The organism is Candidatus Zixiibacteriota bacterium (assembly GCA_029860345.1).
In the GTDB taxonomy this organism is placed as follows: domain Bacteria; phylum Zixibacteria; class MSB-5A5; order GN15; family FEB-12; genus JAJRTA01.
Window position 1 is genome coordinate 1 of record JAOUBJ010000009.1, and the last position, 19,974, is coordinate 19,974.

General features: G+C 53.8%; 37 protein-coding genes and 1 tRNA gene. All 38 read left to right on the plus strand.

Features of this window, described 5'->3' with window-relative positions:
- The coding region (locus OEV49_10125; protein MDH3891429.1) for an EF-Tu/IF-2/RF-3 family GTPase at positions 1–442 on the plus strand (442 nt) is incomplete at its 5' end.
- Between the two features lie 14 nt (positions 443–456).
- Positions 457–768 carry a 30S ribosomal protein S10 gene (gene rpsJ / locus OEV49_10130; protein MDH3891430.1) on the plus strand — a complete coding sequence of 104 codons (312 nt, stop codon included), beginning with the start codon at positions 457–459 and terminating at the stop codon, positions 766–768.
- A gap of 13 nt (positions 769–781) precedes the next feature.
- The gene (gene rplC / locus OEV49_10135; protein MDH3891431.1) at positions 782–1,408 is read left to right on the plus strand and encodes a 50S ribosomal protein L3; all 627 of its coding nucleotides are present in this window, start codon (positions 782–784) and stop codon (positions 1,406–1,408) included.
- Between the two features lie 16 nt (positions 1,409–1,424).
- The gene (rplD, locus tag OEV49_10140; GenBank protein ID MDH3891432.1) at positions 1,425–2,048 is read left to right on the plus strand and encodes a 50S ribosomal protein L4; all 624 of its coding nucleotides are present in this window, start codon (positions 1,425–1,427) and stop codon (positions 2,046–2,048) included.
- A complete protein-coding gene (locus OEV49_10145) occupies positions 2,045–2,338 on the plus strand; it encodes a 50S ribosomal protein L23 (GenBank protein ID MDH3891433.1) in 294 nt (97 codons plus the stop codon). Before rplD ends, OEV49_10145 begins: the two co-directional genes overlap by 4 nt.
- Positions 2,339–2,357: 19 nt before the next feature.
- On the plus strand, positions 2,358–3,188 hold the full coding sequence (gene rplB / locus OEV49_10150; protein MDH3891434.1) for a 50S ribosomal protein L2: 831 nt from the start codon (positions 2,358–2,360) through the stop codon (positions 3,186–3,188).
- 15 nt (positions 3,189–3,203) lie between these two features.
- Positions 3,204–3,494 carry a 30S ribosomal protein S19 gene (gene rpsS, locus OEV49_10155; GenBank protein MDH3891435.1) on the plus strand — a complete coding sequence of 97 codons (291 nt, stop codon included), beginning with the start codon at positions 3,204–3,206 and terminating at the stop codon, positions 3,492–3,494.
- 9 nt (positions 3,495–3,503) lie between these two features.
- Positions 3,504–4,082 carry a 50S ribosomal protein L22 gene (gene rplV / locus OEV49_10160; protein ID MDH3891436.1) on the plus strand — a complete coding sequence of 193 codons (579 nt, stop codon included), beginning with the start codon at positions 3,504–3,506 and terminating at the stop codon, positions 4,080–4,082.
- Between the two features lie 38 nt (positions 4,083–4,120).
- Entirely contained in the window at positions 4,121–5,122 is a 1,002-nt protein-coding gene (gene rpsC, locus OEV49_10165) for a 30S ribosomal protein S3 (protein MDH3891437.1), read from the plus strand.
- Between the two features lie 19 nt (positions 5,123–5,141).
- Complete coding sequence (gene rplP / locus OEV49_10170; protein MDH3891438.1) at positions 5,142–5,564, plus strand: 50S ribosomal protein L16; 423 nt, start codon at positions 5,142–5,144, stop codon at positions 5,562–5,564.
- A 2-nt stretch (positions 5,565–5,566) separates the two neighbouring features.
- Positions 5,567–5,839, plus strand: coding sequence for a 50S ribosomal protein L29 (gene rpmC, locus OEV49_10175; GenBank protein MDH3891439.1), 273 nt, complete (start codon positions 5,567–5,569; stop codon positions 5,837–5,839).
- A 3-nt stretch (positions 5,840–5,842) separates the two neighbouring features.
- Positions 5,843–6,109 carry a 30S ribosomal protein S17 gene (rpsQ, locus tag OEV49_10180; protein MDH3891440.1) on the plus strand — a complete coding sequence of 89 codons (267 nt, stop codon included), beginning with the start codon at positions 5,843–5,845 and terminating at the stop codon, positions 6,107–6,109.
- Positions 6,110–6,158: 49 nt separating this feature from the next.
- Entirely contained in the window at positions 6,159–6,524 is a 366-nt protein-coding gene (rplN, locus tag OEV49_10185) for a 50S ribosomal protein L14 (protein MDH3891441.1), read from the plus strand.
- 13 nt (positions 6,525–6,537) lie between these two features.
- Positions 6,538–6,855, plus strand: a complete 318-nt coding sequence (rplX, locus tag OEV49_10190) for a 50S ribosomal protein L24 (GenBank protein ID MDH3891442.1) — start codon at positions 6,538–6,540, stop codon at positions 6,853–6,855.
- Positions 6,856–6,867: 12 nt separating this feature from the next.
- Entirely contained in the window at positions 6,868–7,407 is a 540-nt protein-coding gene (rplE, locus tag OEV49_10195) for a 50S ribosomal protein L5 (GenBank protein MDH3891443.1), read from the plus strand.
- A gap of 7 nt (positions 7,408–7,414) precedes the next feature.
- The gene (locus OEV49_10200; GenBank protein ID MDH3891444.1) at positions 7,415–7,600 is read left to right on the plus strand and encodes a type Z 30S ribosomal protein S14; all 186 of its coding nucleotides are present in this window, start codon (positions 7,415–7,417) and stop codon (positions 7,598–7,600) included.
- 35 nt (positions 7,601–7,635) lie between these two features.
- A complete protein-coding gene (gene rpsH / locus OEV49_10205) occupies positions 7,636–8,031 on the plus strand; it encodes a 30S ribosomal protein S8 (GenBank protein MDH3891445.1) in 396 nt (131 codons plus the stop codon).
- Positions 8,032–8,046: 15 nt separating this feature from the next.
- Positions 8,047–8,592: a 50S ribosomal protein L6 gene (gene rplF / locus OEV49_10210; protein MDH3891446.1), complete on the plus strand. Its 546-nt coding sequence runs from the start codon at positions 8,047–8,049 to the stop codon at positions 8,590–8,592.
- A gap of 21 nt (positions 8,593–8,613) precedes the next feature.
- Positions 8,614–8,988 (plus strand): 50S ribosomal protein L18, encoded by a 375-nt coding sequence (gene rplR, locus OEV49_10215; GenBank protein ID MDH3891447.1) that lies wholly within the window; start codon positions 8,614–8,616, stop codon positions 8,986–8,988.
- A 51-nt stretch (positions 8,989–9,039) separates the two neighbouring features.
- On the plus strand, positions 9,040–9,507 hold the full coding sequence (rpsE, locus tag OEV49_10220) for a 30S ribosomal protein S5 (GenBank protein ID MDH3891448.1): 468 nt from the start codon (positions 9,040–9,042) through the stop codon (positions 9,505–9,507).
- Positions 9,508–9,535: 28 nt separating this feature from the next.
- Positions 9,536–9,718, plus strand: coding sequence for a 50S ribosomal protein L30 (gene rpmD, locus OEV49_10225; protein ID MDH3891449.1), 183 nt, complete (start codon positions 9,536–9,538; stop codon positions 9,716–9,718).
- Positions 9,719–9,735: 17 nt separating this feature from the next.
- A complete protein-coding gene (gene rplO, locus OEV49_10230) occupies positions 9,736–10,179 on the plus strand; it encodes a 50S ribosomal protein L15 (protein MDH3891450.1) in 444 nt (147 codons plus the stop codon).
- Positions 10,179–11,486 (plus strand): preprotein translocase subunit SecY, encoded by a 1,308-nt coding sequence (gene secY, locus OEV49_10235; GenBank protein ID MDH3891451.1) that lies wholly within the window; start codon positions 10,179–10,181, stop codon positions 11,484–11,486. Before rplO ends, secY begins: the two co-directional genes overlap by 1 nt.
- Before the next feature lies 1 nt (position 11,487).
- Entirely contained in the window at positions 11,488–12,129 is a 642-nt protein-coding gene (locus tag OEV49_10240) for an adenylate kinase (GenBank protein MDH3891452.1), read from the plus strand.
- A 17-nt stretch (positions 12,130–12,146) separates the two neighbouring features.
- Positions 12,147–12,893 carry a type I methionyl aminopeptidase gene (map, locus tag OEV49_10245; GenBank protein MDH3891453.1) on the plus strand — a complete coding sequence of 249 codons (747 nt, stop codon included), beginning with the start codon at positions 12,147–12,149 and terminating at the stop codon, positions 12,891–12,893.
- Between the two features lie 8 nt (positions 12,894–12,901).
- Entirely contained in the window at positions 12,902–13,120 is a 219-nt protein-coding gene (gene infA, locus OEV49_10250) for a translation initiation factor IF-1 (protein MDH3891454.1), read from the plus strand.
- A gap of 31 nt (positions 13,121–13,151) precedes the next feature.
- Positions 13,152–13,268 carry a 50S ribosomal protein L36 gene (gene rpmJ, locus OEV49_10255; protein MDH3891455.1) on the plus strand — a complete coding sequence of 39 codons (117 nt, stop codon included), beginning with the start codon at positions 13,152–13,154 and terminating at the stop codon, positions 13,266–13,268.
- A gap of 35 nt (positions 13,269–13,303) precedes the next feature.
- The gene (gene rpsM / locus OEV49_10260; protein MDH3891456.1) at positions 13,304–13,690 is read left to right on the plus strand and encodes a 30S ribosomal protein S13; all 387 of its coding nucleotides are present in this window, start codon (positions 13,304–13,306) and stop codon (positions 13,688–13,690) included.
- Positions 13,691–13,714: 24 nt separating this feature from the next.
- Positions 13,715–14,110 (plus strand): 30S ribosomal protein S11, encoded by a 396-nt coding sequence (gene rpsK / locus OEV49_10265; GenBank protein ID MDH3891457.1) that lies wholly within the window; start codon positions 13,715–13,717, stop codon positions 14,108–14,110.
- Between the two features lie 28 nt (positions 14,111–14,138).
- Positions 14,139–14,768: a 30S ribosomal protein S4 gene (rpsD, locus tag OEV49_10270; protein ID MDH3891458.1), complete on the plus strand. Its 630-nt coding sequence runs from the start codon at positions 14,139–14,141 to the stop codon at positions 14,766–14,768.
- A gap of 32 nt (positions 14,769–14,800) precedes the next feature.
- Positions 14,801–15,781 carry a DNA-directed RNA polymerase subunit alpha gene (locus OEV49_10275; GenBank protein MDH3891459.1) on the plus strand — a complete coding sequence of 327 codons (981 nt, stop codon included), beginning with the start codon at positions 14,801–14,803 and terminating at the stop codon, positions 15,779–15,781.
- A gap of 20 nt (positions 15,782–15,801) precedes the next feature.
- Positions 15,802–16,224 (plus strand): 50S ribosomal protein L17, encoded by a 423-nt coding sequence (gene rplQ / locus OEV49_10280; GenBank protein ID MDH3891460.1) that lies wholly within the window; start codon positions 15,802–15,804, stop codon positions 16,222–16,224.
- Between the two features lie 229 nt (positions 16,225–16,453).
- A complete protein-coding gene (locus OEV49_10285; protein MDH3891461.1) occupies positions 16,454–16,930 on the plus strand; it encodes a hypothetical protein in 477 nt (158 codons plus the stop codon).
- A gap of 78 nt (positions 16,931–17,008) precedes the next feature.
- Positions 17,009–17,650 carry a glycerol-3-phosphate 1-O-acyltransferase PlsY gene (gene plsY, locus OEV49_10290; GenBank protein MDH3891462.1) on the plus strand — a complete coding sequence of 214 codons (642 nt, stop codon included), beginning with the start codon at positions 17,009–17,011 and terminating at the stop codon, positions 17,648–17,650.
- Positions 17,643–18,650 carry an NAD(P)-dependent glycerol-3-phosphate dehydrogenase gene (locus tag OEV49_10295; protein MDH3891463.1) on the plus strand — a complete coding sequence of 336 codons (1,008 nt, stop codon included), beginning with the start codon at positions 17,643–17,645 and terminating at the stop codon, positions 18,648–18,650. Before plsY ends, OEV49_10295 begins: the two co-directional genes overlap by 8 nt.
- Before the next feature lie 22 nt (positions 18,651–18,672).
- Positions 18,673–19,023: a MerR family transcriptional regulator gene (locus OEV49_10300; GenBank protein MDH3891464.1), complete on the plus strand. Its 351-nt coding sequence runs from the start codon at positions 18,673–18,675 to the stop codon at positions 19,021–19,023.
- A 55-nt stretch (positions 19,024–19,078) separates the two neighbouring features.
- A tRNA-Pro gene (locus OEV49_10305) sits at positions 19,079–19,156 on the plus strand.
- A 69-nt stretch (positions 19,157–19,225) separates the two neighbouring features.
- Positions 19,226–19,906, plus strand: a complete 681-nt coding sequence (locus OEV49_10310; protein MDH3891465.1) for a glycosyltransferase family 2 protein — start codon at positions 19,226–19,228, stop codon at positions 19,904–19,906.
- Positions 19,907–19,974 lie beyond the last annotated feature (68 nt).

A 19,974-nucleotide genomic window follows, 5' to 3' on the forward strand; every position in this document is an offset into this window, starting at 1 on the left:
CCGTGAGACTCGCAAGACGGTTGTAACGGGTGTTGAGATGTTCCGCAAGCTTTTGGACTACGCCGAAGCCGGCGACAACGTTGGTTTGCTTTTGCGTGGTGTCGACAAGACCGATCTTGAGCGCGGCATGGTAATCGCGAAGCCGGGCAGTGTGAATCCTCACACGAAATTCAAGGCCGAGGTTTATATTCTGGCCAAGGAAGAGGGTGGCCGTCACACGCCGTTTTTCACTGGTTACCGTCCGCAGTTTTATTTCCGGACGACCGATGTGACCGGTGTTGCTCATTTGCCGGAAGGTGTTGAGATGGTGATGCCTGGTGACAATGTTACCATGACCATAGAGTTAATCATGCCGATCGCGATGGAGCAGGAGCTCAGGTTCGCGATTCGCGAGGGCGGCCGCACGGTAGGCGCCGGCGTTATCGCCGAAGTAATCGAGTAGTCGGGAATATTACTGTGACGACTGTACAGAAAATCCGAATCCGTCTCAAGGCGTATGATCATTATGCGCTGGACCGCTCCACCAAGGAGATCACCTCCACGGTACTGCGGACTGGTGCAAGAATTGTGGGACCCGTTCCGTTGCCGACCAAACGAACGGTATACACCGTGCTTCGCTCGCCTCACGTCGATAAAAAGTCGCGTGAGCAATTCGAGACACGTGTCCACAAACGCCTAATGGACATCTATGACTCAACACCGCAGACGGTTGATGCTTTGATGAAGCTGGACCTGCCGGCCGGTGTCGATGTGGAGATCAAGACCTGATAAGGCAACGGCTATGAAAGAAATACTCGGCAAAAAACTCGGGATGACTCGCATCTTTTCAGAGGACGGCGAAGCTCTCCCGGTGACTGTTATCGAGGCCGGGCCGTGTCCGGTCATTGCCAAGAAGACAGTCGATAAGCACGGCTACGATGCCTACCAGGTGGGTTTCGGCAGTCGTCGCAAGAAACTGGTGAATAAACCCCAGAGTGGCCAGTTCACGGCCGCCGGAGTGGAGCCGACACGCTATTTGCGTGAAGTACGCTACACCGAAGGTGAACTCGAAGTAGGGGCGGTTTTGAAGGCGGACATTTTCAAGGCCGGCGAACGAGTCGACGTCACCGCTGTTTCCAGAGGTCTCGGCTTTGCCGGTACCATGAAACGACACCACTTTTCGGGGGCCAACAAGACGCACGGTCAGTCTGATCGTTGGCGGGCGCCCGGCTCGATCGGGCAGTCGTCGTACCCCTCACGGGTCTTCAAGGGCATGAAAATGTCCGGCCGCATGGGGAACGACAAAGTTACTACGCTCAATCTGGAAGTGGTTGAGGTCATCGAAAAAGAAAACCTGATTTTGGTCAAAGGCCCGGTCCCCGGATTTCGAGGCAATCTGGTCAGAATCCGCAGCACCAACCGTGGCTGATGGTGGATAGATAGAGATGAACGTAAAAGTATACAATCAGAACGGCGAAGAAATCGGCACGACCGAGTTGCAACCGGGCCTGTTTGAAATTGAGCCCAACGAGGCGGTGGTGCATCAGTATATCGTTAATCTGCTGGCCCGCCGTCGTCAGGGTAATGCCAGTACGCGAGTCCGCAGCGAAGTACGCGGCGGTGGTCGTAAACCCTGGCGTCAGAAGGGTACCGGACGCGCCCGAGCCGGTACGATTCGTTCACCCCTGTGGCGGGGTGGTGGTATCGTGTTCGGCCCGCATCCACGCAGCTACGGCTCCAACATGCCGCGCAAAATGAAGCGACTGGCCATTCGCTCGGTGTTTGCAGACCGGGCTCAGGCTGAACGCATCAAAGTGCTGGACAAAGTCGAGCTTGAACAGATCAAGACCAAGGCCGTAGCGAGTATGATGACCAAGTTGGATCTGGACGGCAAGAAATGCCTGGTGCTGGATGAAGGACGCAACGATAAGCTGGCCCTGTCGTGTCGCAACCTGCAAAAAGTGCAATACTGTCGCGCCGCTTTGGCCAATGGATACGATTTGCTTAACGCCGACGTGGTGCTGATTACTCAGGCAGGCTTGGACAAGGTTCATGAGGTGTTCGGATGAAAGCAGACCATCGCCACGTTATAAAGAGCCATGTAGCGACCGAACGCTCGGGCATTCTTCGCGAGAAGAACAACGAATATGTGTTCGAGGTGGAACGCGAAGCCAATAAATATCAGATTAAGGATGCTGTCGAATCGGCTTTCGACGTCAGCGTCGTAGGTGTGCGAACCATGGTTGTGGCCGGCAAGCCTCGGCGTATGGGGCGTAACGAAGGCAAAACAGCAACCTGGAAGAAAGCGGTTGTGCGTCTCAAGGCGGGTCAATCGATCGGCATTTTTGAGAACATTTAGGATGGATTGGTACCAATAGATGGCTATTAAGAAATTTCGCCCGTATACACCGTCGTCGCGGTTTCGCACCGTTCCGGCGTTCGATGAGATTACCTCGACCACTCCTGAGAAATCGCTTCTGCGACCTTTGAAAAAGAGTGGTGGACGCAATAATAAGGGCCGCATAACGGTCTGGCATCGCGGTGGCGGTCACAAACGGCACTATCGAATCATCGATTTCCGTCGCAACAAGCACGGCATCCCGGCACGAGTGGCCTCGATTGAGTACGATCCCAACCGTTCGGCGCGGATTGCCCTGTTGCACTACGTCGACGGTGAAAAAAGATACATTATCGCCCCCGATGGACTTAAAGTCGACGATCAACTCATGTCCGGCGAAAAAGCTGAACACCGCAGTGGAAATGCCATGCCGATGGGTCAGATGGTCCTCGGCACTTATGTGCACAATATCGAACTGCGGCCCGGTAAGGGCGCTCAACTGTGCCGCTCGGCCGGCACCATGGCCCAACTGGTGGCTAAAGAGGGTAAAAAAGTTACTCTCCGGATGCCGTCGGGTGAAGTTCGAACCGCCCCTCAGAACTGTTACGCCACCATAGGGCAGGTGAGCAATATCGATCACAAAAACGTTGTGTGGGGTAAGGCCGGCGCCTCTCGTTGGCGTGGCTGGCGACCGACTGTTCGTGGTGTTGCCATGAACCCGGTTGACCATCCTATGGGTGGCGGTGAAGGTCGCTCCTCCGGCGGACGTCACCCCTGTACGCCGTGGGGTAAGCCCACCAAGGGATACAAAACCAGAAGCAAACGGAAGTCGAGATCTCATATTATTGAGGATCGACGGGCCAAGAAATAAAGCGGAGAATACTGGATGCCTCGTTCGCTGAAAAAAGGACCGTTCTTAGATGCCAAGCTGCAGGCCAAGGTCGAAGTCATGAATGAAACCGGTGACAAAAAAGTCATCAAGACCTGGTCACGCCGTTCGACTATTATTCCGGAGTTTGTGGGCCACACGATCGCCGTCCACAACGGGCACAAGTTCGTGCCCATCTACATTTCGGAGAACATGGTCGGACATAAACTGGGTGAGTTTTCCCCGACCCGGCTCTTTCGCGGTCATGGTGGGCGGATGGCCGAACGCAGCTCGGCGATAAGGAAGTAAGGTGTCACAATGATTGTTACCTCTACGGCACGACTTCGCTACGTAAGCATCCCGCCGCGCAAGATGCGTTTGGTGGCCGATATGGTCAAGGGTATGCAGGTGCAGAAAGCTCTCGATGTACTTAACTTCACGCCGAAAATCGCGGCTCGGCACATTGCCAAGACGGTAAAGTCGGCTGCGGCCAACGCCCTCTCTGCTGAAGGGACCGACGTGGTGAAGGCCGAGGATTTGTGCATTAAGAATATTACAGTCGACGCAGCTCCCACCGCCAAGCGGATACGCTTTCAATCGATGGGGCGTGTTTATCGCTACAAAAAGCGTTTCTGTCATCTGACGGTACTTTTACAGGGCGAGTCGGAAACCACTCAGGCACCTTCCAAGCCTAAGAAGAAGACCAAGTCTGTTGCCAAGAGCGATGAGCAGGCTGAGACCAAGCCGACTAAGAAGAAAGCCAAGAGCAAAGCCAAAGCGGAAACTCCAAAGAAATCCGCGGCCAAATCCAAAGAGGCCGCCGAAGCGAAGCCCGCTACGAAAAGCAGCTCAAAACCGGCTGCCAAGACGAAAAAAACGAAGAAAGATGGTGAGTAATTCACCGCTAATGATACGCTGAGTCTGGAGAACAGGATTTGGGACAAAAGACACATCCGATAGGATTTCGCCTCGGGATCATAAAGACCTGGAACAGCAAGTGGTTTGCTTCCAACCGCAATTTTGCTGATCTGGTTTATGAAGATATGATGGTCAAGCGATACATCAACCGGCGACTCGACAATGCCGGTATTGCCAAGGTCAGTATCTCTCGCGCACCTAAACGGGTCAGTGTTGATATCCATACCTCGCGGCCGGGCATTGTGATCGGACGTAAGGGCGCCGAGGTCGACAAGCTCCGTGAAGAGCTTCAGTTGTTGACCAAGAAAGATATCATGCTGAACATCGTCGAAGTGCGCAAGCCGGAGTTGAATGCCCAGCTTGTTGCCGACGCTGTTGCCCGTCAGTTGGAAGGACGGATCGCCTTCCGTCGGGCCATGAAAAAGTCGCTTGCGGCCACCATGAAGATGGGTGCTGTCGGTATCAAGATTCAGTGTGGTGGACGGCTCGGCGGCGCCGAGATAGCTCGTATCGAGAAGTATCGCGCCGGTCGCGTACCCTTGCACACGCTGAGAGCGAACATTGACTATGCCACCACAACGGCTCGGACCACCTATGGAAGCATAGGCGTCAAAGTGTGGATCTGCCGCGGTGAGGTTATAGACACCGGCCAGTTCATCCGCGATGCCGTGGCCGGTGAAGTCCCGGCCGGACCCGAGGCTCCCGCCGCCCGTCGTGGCAAACCGGAGCGTGGGGACCGTGATCGTGACCGAGATAGAGCCCGCCGTCGTCCTCGTGGTCGTGTGCGTCGAGCCGGAGGTACACCTTCAGGCCAGCCGCCCAGAGGCAGACGGCCCGAACAGGCTCCGGGCGCCAAGCGAGACAATAGGGATGCCGCTAAACCGGCACAGAAGCCTGCGTCCAAACCGGCTCCCAAACCAGCGCCCAAAGCGCCACCGAAGCCGTCGGCCAAACCGGCCGACTCCAAACCGAAAGACACCTCGAAGGGCAAACCACCCGACAAGAGTGATGCCAAGTGAGTTGCGGAGATAACAACCCATGTTGATGCCAAAGAAGACGAAGTATCGCAAAATGCACCGAGGTCGCAGAACCGGCAAAGCAATCGCCGGTAGTTCGGTTAGTTTCGGTGAATTTGCCCTGAAGTCGATTGAGGCGGTCTGGCTGACCAGCCGTCAGATTGAAGCGGCTCGTATTGCCATGACCAGATATATCAAGCGTGGCGGAAAGATCTGGATTCGTGTCTTTCCGGACAAGCCGATTACGAAAAAGCCGGCCGAAACCCGTATGGGCAAAGGTAAAGGTTCGCCCGAAAGCTGGGTGGCCGTGGTCAAGCCGGGACGCATCCTTTTTGAGATCGAGGGCGTCACTCATGAAATGGCTCGCGAGGCATTGAGACTGGCCGGTGACAAGCTGCCCATGAAAACCAAATTCGTAACCCGAGCCGACACGCAAGGAGTATGACCATGTTGAAGGTTTCAGACCTGCGAGAAATGACGGCCGAAGAGTTACGCCAGAAGAAAGCCGATATCGCCGAGGAAGTGTTCAATCTCAACATGAGAAAGTCGGTCAAGGCGCTTGATAATCCTCTGCGTCTGCGAACGGCCCGTCGTGAAATGGCACGGATCGATACGATTCTTCACGAAGATCAAAAGGGTATCAGAAAACTGGCCGAGGCCACGACCTCTATTTTGCCTCAGGCGGATACGGATAAGAAAGAAAAGGCTGAAGAGGAATAATTGATGGCTGAGCAGACTAAAAGAGGACTCCGCAAGGGACGTGTCGGTACCGTGGTTTCCGACAAGATGGACAAGAGTATTGTCGTGCGTGTCAATCGAACCTATCGACATCCTTTGTACGAGAAGATTTTCCGCAGTTTTTCAAAGCTCTATGCGCATGATGAGAAGAATGAAGCCAGGATTGGCGATACCGTGAAAGTATCAGAAACACGACCGTTGTCCGCCAAGAAGCGCTGGCGTTTGGTCGAAGTTCTTGAAAGGGCCAAGTAGGCTCGGTGGCTTAAGTAGTCATCGATCGAACGGCAAAGGTTGTTGAGATATGATTCAAGAATTCACAGTGCTTACTGTAGCCGATAACTCCGGCGCCAAACGAGCCATGTGCTTCAGGATACTCGGAGGACGCAAGAAGTATGCATCGGTTGGTGACATAGTGGTGGTCGCGGTTAAAGAAGCAATACCGGGCGGTACCGTCAAGAAATCGGAAGTCTGCAAGGCGGTGGTGGTGCGAACCAAAGCCTCCCTCAGGCGAAGCGACGGATCGATCATTCGTTTTTCAGATAATGCCGCCGTGATTATAAACGACCAGATGGAGCCGCGCGGCACGCGCATCTTCGGCCCGGTCGCTCGCGAGTTGCGTGACAAACAGTTTATGAAGATTATTTCCCTCGCTCCAGAGGTACTGTAACGGGATACGACCTATGATGATTAAGAAAGGCGACACCGTCTATATTCGCTCCGGCGAAAGTAAAGGCAAGACCGGCCGGGTGCTCAACGTGGATACCAAGAAGGGTAAGATCTTAGTCGAAGGTGTCAACATGAGAAAGAAACACCAGCGCCCCACCCAGAAGAGTCCCAAGGGTGGTATTATCTCTATCGAGGCGCCGGTCGATCTGTCAAACGTTGCCATCTACAGTTCGTCCCTGGGCGGACCTACCAAGATAGGCACCAAGGTGATTGATGAAGGCGGCCGCAAGAAAAAAGTGCGGATCTGTCGCGCCACTGGTGAACAGATTTAAGGATGTATGAGAATGGCCAGGCTTAAGGAAAAATACTCAAGCGAGATCGCTCCCAAGCTGATGAAGCAGAACAATTACAGCTCCGTCATGCAGGTACCGAAAATCACCAAGATCAGTGTCAACATTGGTGTCGGCGAGGCGATCGAGAACGCCAAAGCGCTGGAAGCCGCGGTGGGCGATCTGAGCAAGATTACCGGTCGCAAGCCTCAGGTGACACGAGCGCGTAAGAGCATCTCGAACTTCAAGCTCCGTGAGGGTGCACCCATCGGTTGCTGCGTAACCCTGAGACGAGAGGCGATGTACGAGTTTTTTGATCGACTGGTTAATATTGCAATGCCGCGAATTCGTGACTTCCGGGGCATCAGTCCGAAATCGTTCGATGGCCGCGGGAATTTCAACTTCGGCGTGCGTGAACAGTTGGTCTTCCCGGAAATTGACTATGATAAGATAGATAAAATACGTGGAATGAACATTGCCATCTCCACAACCGCCAGGACCGACGAAGAGGCCCGGCAGTTGTTGAGTGAGATGGGGATGCCGTTCCGCAAATAGGAGATCAATGGCTAAGAAGTGTCTGGTAGAGAAGCAGCAGCGTGAACCAAAATTCAAGGTGCGCGCCTACAGTCGCTGCCGACGATGCGGTCGACCGCGAGCATTCATGCGTCGATTCGGTTTGTGTAGAATCTGTTTCCGGGAGATGGCCCTGGCTGGTGAATTGCCGGGTGTCGTCAAGGCCAGTTGGTAGCCTCAAAGGTTGCCGGGAGTAAATGAACGATGAGTATGACCGATCCAATAGCTGACCTCTTGACCAGGCTCAGGAACGCCTACAAGGCCCACAAGGTCGCTGTCGACGTACCGGCCTCGGGGATTAAACGGGAAATCGTCCGTATCCTGCAAGAGAAGAAATATGTCAAGGACCACACCGAATTGCCGGATCACAAGCAGGGTCTCCTGCGTGTATACCTTTTGTATTCCGCCGGTGATGTGCCGGTTCTGAAAGGTATCCAGCGCGTGTCCCGCCCCGGGTTGCGCCGCTATTTAGATGCCGAAGCAGTCCGTCAGTCGACATTCAACCAACGCGGTATGACGGTTGTTTCGACCTCGTCCGGTGTGATGTCGAATTTTGACGCCGCCCAAAGAGGTGTCGGCGGTGAAGTACTTCTGAGGTGTTGGTAAGGGAAGGATGCATAGATGTCACGCGTAGGAAAAAAACCAATCCCGATTCCGGATAAGTCCAAAGTCGAAATCAAGGGCCAGAATGTCACCATAACCGGCGCCAAAGGCAGTTTGTCCCGCACCGTACATGCAGACATGACAGTGGCCTTAGAGGACAACAATATACTTGTCACCCGGCCCTCCGACTCCAAGACGCACCGCTCCCTGCACGGATTGACCAGAGCGCTGCTTAACAATATGGTGGTCGGCACATCGGTCGGCTATACCAAGGAGCTTGAGATAATCGGCGTCGGATATCGGGCCGAGAACCAGGGTAAAATGCTGGTCCTCAGTCTGGGCTTCTCGCATCCCATAATGGTGGTGCCGCCGGACGGTGTTACAGCCACGGCTGTCCCCAAATCAAACAAAATCCTGGTCGCAGGAATCGACAAAGAACTGGTAGGCGAAACGGCGGCCAAGATTCGTGGTTTCCGCAAGCCGGAACCATACAAAGGCAAGGGTGTTCGTTACACCGGTGAGTATGTTCGCAGCAAAGCCGGCAAGAGCGCTGTGTCTGCTTGATCGAGTTGAGGTACATTACTGATGGCTGATAAAAACGTAATCAAGGACAGAAAAGCCGCCCGCCGCCGCCGCCGCGTCCGAGGCAAGGTGCATGGCAGTGCGGAACGTCCGCGCTTCTCTGTTGCCAAGTCGCTTAACAGAGTCTTTGCGCAACTGATCGATGATGAGAATCATGTAACGCTGTTGGGTGTGGACTCAACATCGTCCGTGCTCAAGGCGGAGCTCGATGACACCAAGAGCAAGATTGAGAAAGCTCGGAAGGTCGGCGAGGTTGTGGCTCGACTGGCCAAAGAAAAAGGTATCGAACAGGTAGTGTTCGATAGAAACCAGAATCGTTTCCACGGGCGTATCAAGGCGGTGGCCGAAGGTGCGCGTGAAGGCGGTCTGAAATTTTAGAAGATATTGTAGGCCTGGACTACTGCGAGGTATAGATTGCCCAAGTTTGAAATGAACGCCCTCGAATTCGAGGAAAAAGTAATCAACGTCAACCGCGTGGCCAAAGTGGTCAAGGGCGGACGGCGTTTTAGCTTCACCGCGCTGGTAACGGTCGGTGATAAGAACGGCAAAGTCGGTGTCGGCTACGGCAAGGCTCCGGAAGTGTCGGAGGCTATCCGAAAGGCGACCGAAGCGGCGAGAAAAGCCATGAATCCGGTCAACATCGTGGATGGAACCATCCCCCACCGAATCGACGGCCGTTTTGGCGCTACTACTGTTATGTTGCGTCCGGCCTCGCCCGGTACCGGTGTAATTGCCGGTGGTGCCGTGCGGGCTATTCTCGAATCTTTGGGTGTCCAGGACGTGCTCACCAAGGTGCTCGGCAGCCGCAATCCTAATAACGTGGTCAAGGCTACCGTAAACGGTCTGCAAAGCCTGAGAACCCGAGAGCAGGAAGACAGTTTCCGAGAGAAAGCGTAGCCTCTGGCGACAAGGCAGGATGATTACCATGGCCAAACTCAAAGTTACACAAATAAGAAGCACCATCGACCGCAAAGAGCCACAGAAAAGAACCATCAAGGCTCTCGGTCTGGGTAAGATAAATCGAACCGTCATCCACGAAGCCACACCGCAGATTCGCGGCATGGTAAAGTCTGTGATCCACCTGGTGTCGGTTGAAGAGATAGACTAGATTGAGGTAGTTGATCAATGGAACTCCATACACTGAAACCCCCAGCCGGTTCGACCAAAAAACGCCGACGTGTCGGTCGCGGTCCCGGTAGTGGCTTAGGTAAGACGTCGGGACGCGGTCACAAGGGCCAGGGCTCTCGAAGCGGCTTCTCGCGTGGCCGGAAAGCGATGCGTGAAGGCGGACAGATGCCGCTGCATCGCCGGTTGCCCAAATTCGGGTTCACCAATATCTTCAAAAAGCAGTTCCAGATCATTAACGTCAGTGATTTGGCGCGGATAAAAGCGAGTGAAGTGTCCACTGAGTCCATGCGCGCAGCCGGTCTTATTAAGAAAATGGATGTACCGGTGAAAGTGCTTGGAAACGGCACCATCGAGAGTGCCGTCACGGTAAAGGCCAACGCTTTCTCCAAGTCTGCTGTGACAAAAATCGAAGCGGCCGGTGGTAAGGTCGAGGTGGTATAGTGTTAGAGACTTTCAAGTCGATTTTCAAGGTTGAAGAGTTACGCAAAAGGATTTTGTTTACACTCGGTATCCTGGTTGTTTATCGTATCGGTGGTCATATACCCACACCGGGAATCGACGGCACCATCCTGTCGCAAGCTCTTTCGTCCAATTCGATTTTTGGACTCCTGGACATGTTTGCCGGTGGCGCTTTCGCCAAGGCGACGATTTTCGCCCTTGGAATTATGCCCTACATCTCTGCATCCATTATGTTGCAGTTGCTCGGGGCGGTGGTGCCCTTCCTCCAGCGTTTGCAGCGTGAGGGAGAGGAAGGCCGCCGAAAGATTACGCAGTACACTCGCTACCTGACCGTGCTTATCGCCAGCCTTCAGGCATGGGGTACGGCCGGGTTCTTAACCACCATCAATCTCAATGGTGTCTCGGCAGTTCACATGGATACGATGTGGTTCATCCCGCTGACTATCATAACATTCACCTCTGGCTGTATCTTCATTATGTATCTGGGCGAACAGATTACCGAACGTGGTATCGGCAACGGTATCTCGCTTATCATTTTCATAGGGATCATCGCCAGATTCCCCGATGCTGTGATCAACGAAGTGCAGATGGTTTGGTACGGCAGCCGCGGATTCCTGATCGAGGTGGCCATGGTATCCATGATGATCGGCGTGATCGCCGCGGTAATCCTGGTGACTCGGGCTCAACGCAAAGTGCCGGTCCAGTACCCTCGTAAAGTGGTCGGACGAAAAGTGTTCGGCGGAACCATGACACACTTGCCGCTGTCGGTTAACTCGGCCGGTGTGATCCCGATTATTTTCGCTCAGTCGATTATGTTTCTGCCCTCAACGGTGGCCCAGCTGTTTCCTACCACCGAGTGGATACAAAACCTGGTGGCTGTCTGGCTGGCTCCGGGTGGAGCCTGGTATTCCATTATTTATGGTCTGATAATCGTGTTCTTTGGATATTTCTATACGGCTATTGTCTTCAACCCCATGGAGATAGCCAACAACATGCGCAAGAACGGCGGATACATCCCGGGCATAAGGCCGGGCAAGAATACTTCACAATATGTTGAGCGGATTCTCACTCGCATTACTCTGCCGGGTGCGCTGTTTTTCGCCGCTATCGCAGTTCTGCCCTGGGTGTTGATTGCCCAGGCCAATGTTGACTTTTTCTTCGGCGGTACCGGCTTGCTGATTATCGTCGGTGTGGCTTTGGACACGCTGCAGCAGATCGAATCGCACCTTCTCATGCGTCACTACGACGGCTTCATGAAAAAAGGCAAGATTCGCGGGAGATCGATGTAGCATGAACCTCGTGTTCTTAGGACCTCCCGGTTCCGGCAAAGGGACCCAGGCAGTGAGATTGGCTGAGTCCAAGGGGCTGGTTCATCTCTCCACCGGTGATTTACTCCGTGACGCCGCTAAGGCCGGCACTGAACTGGGCAAGAAGGCCGAAGGATTCATGAAAGCCGGCGAACTTGTGCCGGATGATTTGATTGTCGGCTTGATAGAGGATAAGATCGCATCTGGTACGCTCGAAAACGGGTTTATACTTGATGGTTTCCCGCGCACCATTCCGCAGGCTGAGTGTCTCAGAGATATGCTGGTGAAGAACCATATCGCGCTTGAAAAGGCAGTCCTGATCGCAGTCGATGATGAAGAAATAGTACGGCGGTTGTCCGGACGCTGGTTTTGTCCAACCTGCCAGACAACATATAATCATCCGGCCAGGATGCCTAAAAACGACGGCCGCTGCGACAATGACGGCGTCGAACTGCTCAGGCGGCCCGATGACGAAGAAGCGGTGGTGCGCAACCGGCTGGAAGTTTACAGGAATCAGACGCAACCTATCGAAGATTTCTATCGTAATGAGTCGATCCTGGCCGAAGTGTCCGGCGAACGCCCGCCGGATGAAGTGTTTACGTCCATCCTTGAGGTGGTAGGCTAAAGGTCGAAGTGGGTGTTGTGATTGTGTTAAAGACCAAAGAAGAAATTGAGATCATGCGTCGCGCCGGCCAAGTTGTATCAAAAACTCTGGATATGGTCGGAGAGTGTATCAAGCCCGGAATGACCACCGGACAACTGGATCAACTGGTCGAAGAGTTTATCCGAGACCAGGATGCTATTCCCGGTTTCAAGAATTATCGTGGTTTCCCGGCCTCGGCCTGTATTTCAATAGATGACGAAGTGGTTCATGGTATCCCCGGCAATCGGGTTATCCAAGACGGTGAAATCGTTTCGGTGGATGTTGGCTCTATCGTCGATGGCTTTTATGGCGACTCGGCCCGTACTTTTGCCGTCGGCGAGGTCTCAGATGAGAAGAGTGACCTGATGGACAATACCGGAAGATGTCTGCAAGCAGCTATTGACATCGCGCAAAAAGGGAATAAATTGGGACAGATTTCGGCGGCCATCCAACAGACGGCTGAATCCGAAGGTTACGGTGTGGTCCGGGCGCTCGTGGGGCACGGCATCGGACGTAATATGCACGAAGACCCGCAGGTACCCAATTTCGGTTCGGCTGAAGCCGGTCCGGTCTTGGAAAGCGGAATGGTGCTTGCCATTGAGCCGATGATTAATCTCGGCACACACAAGGTTTACACCAAGCCGGACGGATGGACATTTGTCACCGCCGATGGCGCCCCGTCGGCGCATTTTGAGCATACCGTGGCCATCACCGATGAAGGCCCCGATGTATTGAGTTTGTCGTAAAGGAGTGTATGGCGAAAGAACAGACTATTCAGGTCGAAGGTAAAGTTATCGAACCTTTACCCAACGCCATGTTCAAAGTTGAACTGGACAACGGCCACGTAGTTCTCGCACATATCTCCGGCAAAATGAGGATGCACTTTATAAAGATTCTTCCAGGTGATAAAGTCACTTTGGAATTGTCACCTTACGATCTTTCACGCGGACGCATTACCTACCGCTACAAGTAGATCGTTTGGACAATATAGGCAGGTAGCCATTATGAAGATTCGTTCGGCAGTAAAAAAGCGTTGTGATCACTGCATCATCGTGAAGCGTCACGGTGTCCTGCGCGTGATTTGCAAGAAGAACCCAAGCCACAAGCAGCGCCAGGGTTGATGGATTGGTTAACGTGTTATGTCAAGGAGTAGCAATTGGCTCGAATAGCCGGTGTTGATTTGCCCAAAGAAAAGCGCGTCGAAATAGGCTTGCGCTACATATACGGTATCGGACCGTACCGGGCTCGCCAGATTATTGAGAAGACCGGTGTCAACCCAGACACCCGAGTCCATAAACTCACCGATGACGATGTCGCCAAGATCCGCGCATGTATCGAAGACGGTTACACCGTGGAAGGTAACCTTCGCGGTGAGATCAATATGAACATCAAGCGACTGGTCGATATTGGGTCCTACCGTGGCCTCCGGCACCGCCGCGGCCTGCCGGTGAGGGGTCAACGGACCAAGACCAATGCACGTTCCCGCAAGGGCCCGAAACGGGCTATCGGCGGACTGAAGAGAAAGCCGCCCGGCAAAAAGTAAGTTGATTGAATACTGAGGTACTAAGTGGCAGATCCGAAAAAAAAGTCGCGCGGTAAAAAGAAATCGCGCAAAGTCGAAGCCAACGGTGTAGCGCACGTCAAGGCCACCTTCAATAACACGATTGTGACCATCACTGACGCTACCGGCAAAACGGTGTCGTGGGCCTCGGCCGGCAAAGTCGGTTTCAAGGGTTCCAAGAAATCGACCCCCTTTGCCGCCCAGTTGGCCGGTACCAATTGTGCGAAAGAGGCTATGGATATGGGATTGCGGAGAGTCGAAGTCTGGGTCAAAGGTCCCGGCTCGGGTCGTGAAGCGGCGATTCGTTCGCTCTCGGCGGCCGGACTTGAGGTCACTCTGATCAAGGATGTGACCCCGATTCCGCATAACGGATGCCGTCCACCCAAACGGCGTCGAGTTTGATTTTGATAATCGTTAGTCAGGAGAATTGATGGCTCGTTACACAGATGCCAACTGCAAACTTTGTCGCCGCGAGGGCGAGAAGCTGTTCTTGAAAGGCAGCCGTTGCTTCAGCGAAAAATGCGCTGTCGAACGCAGGCAAGTTGCGCCAGGTCAACACGGACGGATGATGCGTCGCAAGGTGTCGTCTTACGGCTTGCAGCTTCGTGAAAAGCAGAAGGTTCGTCGTACCTACGGAGTTTTCGAGAAGCAGTTTAGAAACTACTTCAAGAAAGCAGACCTGAAAACCGGAATAACCGGCGAGATTTTGTTGCAGCTCTTGGAGTGCCGACTGGACAACCTGGTATTCCGGCTGGGCTTCGCCTCTTCACGCAAAGCGGCCCGACAATTGGTGCGTCATCGCCATGTAACGGTCGGCGGCCGCATTGTGGACATTCCGTCCTATTCGATTAAGCCGGGTGAAGTCATAAAGATCAAGGAGAAGTCCAAAAACCTCGAACTGATTCACGCTTCGCTCAAGGAGACTGGGCGGGGAGACGATATCCCGTGGCTTCGGTTAAACAAGGCAGCGCTGGAGGGTGAAATGCTTGAGGTGCCGCAGCGCGCAAGTATCCCCTTGACGTTCAACGAGCAACTCATTGTCGAGTTGTACTCGAAATAGAGTTTGATTCCTTTGCGGAGGTTCTGAAAGATATGAAGTGGAAACCACTCACTATGCCCAAGGAGGTCGTCAACGACCAATCGTCGGCCAACGACAATTACTCACGCTTTATCATCGAGCCCCTGGAGCGTGGTTACGGGCATACATTGGGCAACTGTTTACGTCGGGTGCTACTCTCCTCAATTCAGGGTGGGGCCGTTGTGGCTATGCGCATCAATGGTGTGCTGCACGAATTCTCCTCAATCCCCGGTGTCTATGAGGACGTGACCGATATCGTGCTCAATGTCAAGTCGATGAGGCTCAGAATGCACGCCGATGAGATGCGGACTCTCAGGTTCAAGACCAACTCCAAGGGCAAAGTGGTCGCATCGATGTTTCAGACCGATTCGGAAGTTGAGATTCTCAATGGCGATCAGGCTATATGCGAGTTGACCGACGATGTCGACTTCGAGATGGAACTGGACATCGGCTCCGGTCGTAGCTACGTGGTAGCCGATCAAAACAAACGACCGGATGCACCGGTCGGTACGATTTATGTCGACAGCCTGTTCTCACCGGTTACCAAGTCTGCTTTCACCGTGGAGAACACTCGTGTCGGCCAGCGCACAGACTACGACCGTCTCATTATGGAAATCACTACCGATGGTTCTATCACGCCGGAGGACGCGCTCAGTTACGCGGCCAAGCTGGTGAAGGATCACTTGCAGCTGTTCATCCACCTGGATGAGGAAGTGATGGTTGAGGAAGAGCCGGAGGTTGACGAGGATACCGTCCGGGTGCGCAACATTCTCAAGACCAGAGTTGATGAGTTGGAGCTTTCCGTGCGGTCGTCGAACTGCTTGCGCGCCGCCAATATCCAGACCATTCAGGACCTGGTTACCAAGTCCGAGTCCGATATGCTGAAATACCGCAACTTTGGACGTAAATCACTCAATGAAATCGGCACCATTCTCGAAGAGATGGGTCTGTCGTTCGCGATGGATATCTCTGCGTATGTTGAAACCGAGAGTTAGGCGACAATAGGTAGGAATAAATGGGACACTTCGATAGAGTCAAAAAACTTGGCCGTACCAGACCGCACCGTGAAGCGATGTTGGGCAATATGGCCATGTCGTTGTTTCAACATAGGATGATCAAAACGACCGACGCCAAAGCCAAGGCGCTAAGACCGCTGGTCGATCGACTAATTTCTACGGCCAAGAAAGACACCCTGGCGGCCAAACGGCAGGTGGCGCGAACGGTCAAGAACAAAGATGTCTTCAAGAAGTTGTTCTCAGAGATCGTACCGCAGTTTGCCGACCGCGATTCGGGCTTTTCGCGCGTGATCAAACTGGGCGTTCGTCGTGGCGATGGGGCACCGCTGTCGGTGGTCGAGCTTTTGATAGAGAAACCAAAAGAGGCCGACGACAAGAAGGACAAGAAGAAAAAGAAGGCCGCCGCCAAGGCCGGCAAGTAGCCGACGCCTCTGAAAATCCAAACCCGCGGTTTCATGCCGCGGGTTTTTTTTTGGTTGGCGCCCCACTTTTTTTTTGTCAAGCCGATCAAACACTTGCCCGGCCCACCCACATTTGCTATATAACTCAAAATGAAGCAGAGCTTCATCTGAAAGCGTGAATCATCAGGGACTGTTGATATTATGCTCACAGCTCAGATGGCGCTCGAAACACTTAACGCTGCGAGGGGATATGCATCAAGAAATGAACCCGGCTGGACAACTTGAAAAAAAGGGAATGTCCAAAGGTTGTCTGGTGGGACTAATCGTGGGCATCGTGCTCATCGTGATCGTGGTAGGCGGCGGGTTGGTATGCTGGTGGAAGTTTGACGACATCAAGAAAGCCGGTGTGGAAACGTTTGTCGAGGGCATCCGCACCCAAATTAACAACAATCCGGTTGAAGGTATCGATAGTGTCCGCGTCAACACATTAGCCGATGGATTCCTGGCCAAACTGGAGACCGATGAAGTTACCTTCGAACAGATGGGCCCGTTCGTGCAATCGCTACAGCATATTATGGACGATAAGGCTGTGGATGCAGATGAGGCCGCTGTCTTCGTGCAGGCCATGATCGACTACTATCCGGAACTGGCCGACTTAGTCCCGGCCGAGGATGCTACTCAGGAAGCCATAGAGGATACCACTGTCGTTATTGACAGTCTCGAATAGACATACCTGGCGTTTTGCGCCGGTAGGAAACAGGTGGTCGGCATTGCCCCAAGGCTGATCCCCCAATAGTAAGGTTGCATGTACATCGCCTTTGCCCTCACAATCGCCTACTTGTTAGGTGCCGTGCCCTTTTCGCTTCTGATAGCCCGGCTGGCTGGCGTCAGAGATCTGCGACAGATAGGATCGGGCAATCTTGGAGCCACCAATGTTTGGCGGGCAGCTGGACCTGTGGCGGGGATGAGTGTATTCCTGGCCGATATAGGCAAAGGAGCGGCGGCGGTTTTTGCAGCTCTGATCATTCTACCGTCACACACGCCGATGCTTCTGGCCCTGGCTGGTTTGGCCGCCGTGCTCGGACATGTGTTCCCGATCTATCTTGGCTTTCGAGGGGGCAAAGGAGCGGCGACCGGTTTAGGTGTGATGTTCATGCTTCAGCCGCTGGCCACCCTGGCTGCCCTGGTGGTTTTTCTGCTGGTTGCACTTGTCTGGCGGTATGTCTCGTTGGCCTCGATTTGCGGAGCGCTGGCTTTGTTTGTGGCGGTCGTGGTTCAGGAACACGTGCTAAAACTTGCCGTACCCGACTTCGACTTTTACCTGACGGCATTGCTGGCTTTGCTGATAATCATAACGCACCGACAAAACGTCGTGCGACTCATCCGGGGCACCGAGAATCGTTTCAGTTTCTCGTCCCGATCTCCCAAGGTAGGTAGTCATGTCTGAGCGGGTGGCGATACTTGGTGCCGGATCGTGGGGGATGGCCATAGCACGGCTTCTCGATAGTAACGGCGCCGACGTTCGACTGTGGGAGTTTGATAAGGCCGAACACCGGAAACTGATTGAACATCGTACCATCCCCGAAAAACTCAAAGATGCCTGTCTGGCCATGTCGATAGACATCACTAACGATCTTGGCTACGCGGTGTCCGACTGCGATCTGGTGGTACTGGCCGTACCGTCACAGATGATGCGGGCGGCTATCCAGCCGTTGGGTGGTATACTACCCAAGGGCACGGCGTTGGTCAGCCTCGCGAAAGGGGTGGAAGTCAGCAGTTTACGGCGAATGTCTGAAGTAATACAAGAAGGGCTGGCGATACCGGCTGAATCTGTAGCAACTTTGTCCGGTCCATCCCACGCCGAAGAGGTTGTGCGCGACATGCCAACGACCGTTGTGGCGGCCAGCGAGAGCCACGAGCTGGTAGATCGCCTCCAGACTCTGTTTAGCAGCCGGACGTTCCGTGTGTACACTTCCGACGATACCGTTGGAGTCGAGCTTGGTGGTGCTCTGAAGAATATCATCGCCATAGGGGTCGGTATCACCGACGGTTTGGGCCTGGGTGACAACACGCGCGGTGCCCTGATCACACGCGGCCTGGCCGAGATGAGTCGGCTTGGTGTGGCTATGGGCGCACGGGCCGAAACCTTTGCCGGGTTGTCTGGAATCGGCGACCTTGTCACAACCTGTATATCCAAACATTCTCGCAACCGCTATGTCGGTGAGAAGATCGGACAGGGGGTGAGGCTCGACGAGGTCCTGAAGAGTATGGCTATGGTAGCCGAGGGAGTGCAGACAACTCGCTCCGGGTATCAATTGCGCGATAAGTATAAAGTTGAAATGCCGATCACCACTCAGGTGCACCAGGTCTTGTTCGAAGACAAACCGGCGGCCGACGCGGTGGCCGAACTGATGGGGCGTGAGTTGAAAGCAGAAATCTGGCGTTGACAAATTCTCAGGAGGTAGGTTTATGGTTCCAACAAAGACCGAGGAAAAAAGATACTACTCGATCAGCGAAGTTGCCCGATTGACCGGCCTCGAACCGTATGTGCTCAGATACTGGGAGAAGGAGTTTCCCTCGCTCAAACCGCGCAAAAACCGCGGCGGTAATCGGATGTACACCAGCAAGGACATTGAGCTGGTCAACCGGATCAACCATTTGCGCAAGAGCGAAAAACTCACCATCGCCGGGACCCGCTCCAAACTGACCATGAGAAAGGCCGGTGAGGAACAGAAAAGCGTAAAGTCCACGGCCAAGGCGCGCACCTTGATAAGCCAGATTCGCAAGGATGTCGAGGATCTGATCACAGATTTCTCTTGAGTTTTTGGCAGTATTGGCTACATTCTGTCGACCTTTGTGCGTAGAAGGTTTAAGTCGGAGCGTAGCGCAGCCTGGTTAGCGCACTCGCTTGGGGTGCGAGAGGTCGGCCGTTCAAATCGGCTCGCTCCGACCATTTTTTGAAGCCACGCAGGGCGTGGTTTTTTCTTGCCCGGTATCGACCCCCGGATGTATAAAGCGACAGATGTCACAACTTGCCCAACACTCCGCACTGATTCTGGTACCGGCTTACAATGCCGAACAGCATCTTGATGAGTTGATTCAACGTCTCGGTGTTTGGGTCTGTCCGGACAATCTGTTGTTTGTCAACGACGGCTCCACCGACGGCACCTTGCCGAAACTGAAAGAGCATGGGGTCAACTACATTTCGTTTCCCGAGAACCGTGGCAAAGGGGCCGCCTTGATGGCCGGGTTCGATTACGCTATTGAAAGAGATTATCGTTCGGTTCTGACTATAGACGCCGACTTGCAGCACGCACCTGAGGAGCTTCCCGGTTTCTATGCTCTCGACAACGGCCACCGTCTTGTCATGGGCACGCGCGACATTGATCTTAGGGTCATGCCGTTTGCTCGCTGGCTCTCCAACAATCTCTGTTCGTTGATCATCTCTGTTTTCTCGACGCAACGTATCCGCGACAGTCAGTCCGGGTATCGTTTGATTCCGACATCGTTGTTGCGTGCGATGCGACTTCGCACCGTTGGGTATGATTTCGAGTCGGAGATGCTTTTCAAAGCCGGCGCGGCCGGCTACGAGGTCGGTGAAGTATCTGTGCCTACTATCTACGAGGATTCCGTTTCTTTTATTAATCCATTTGCCGATACCGGTCGATTCATCCGCCAAATCTGGCGCCGAATCTGGGCCTGACCCATAAATGGGTCTCTCGCCACGGCGCGCAGGCGAAGACGGACCCACCCTACTGGACTTCATGCTTC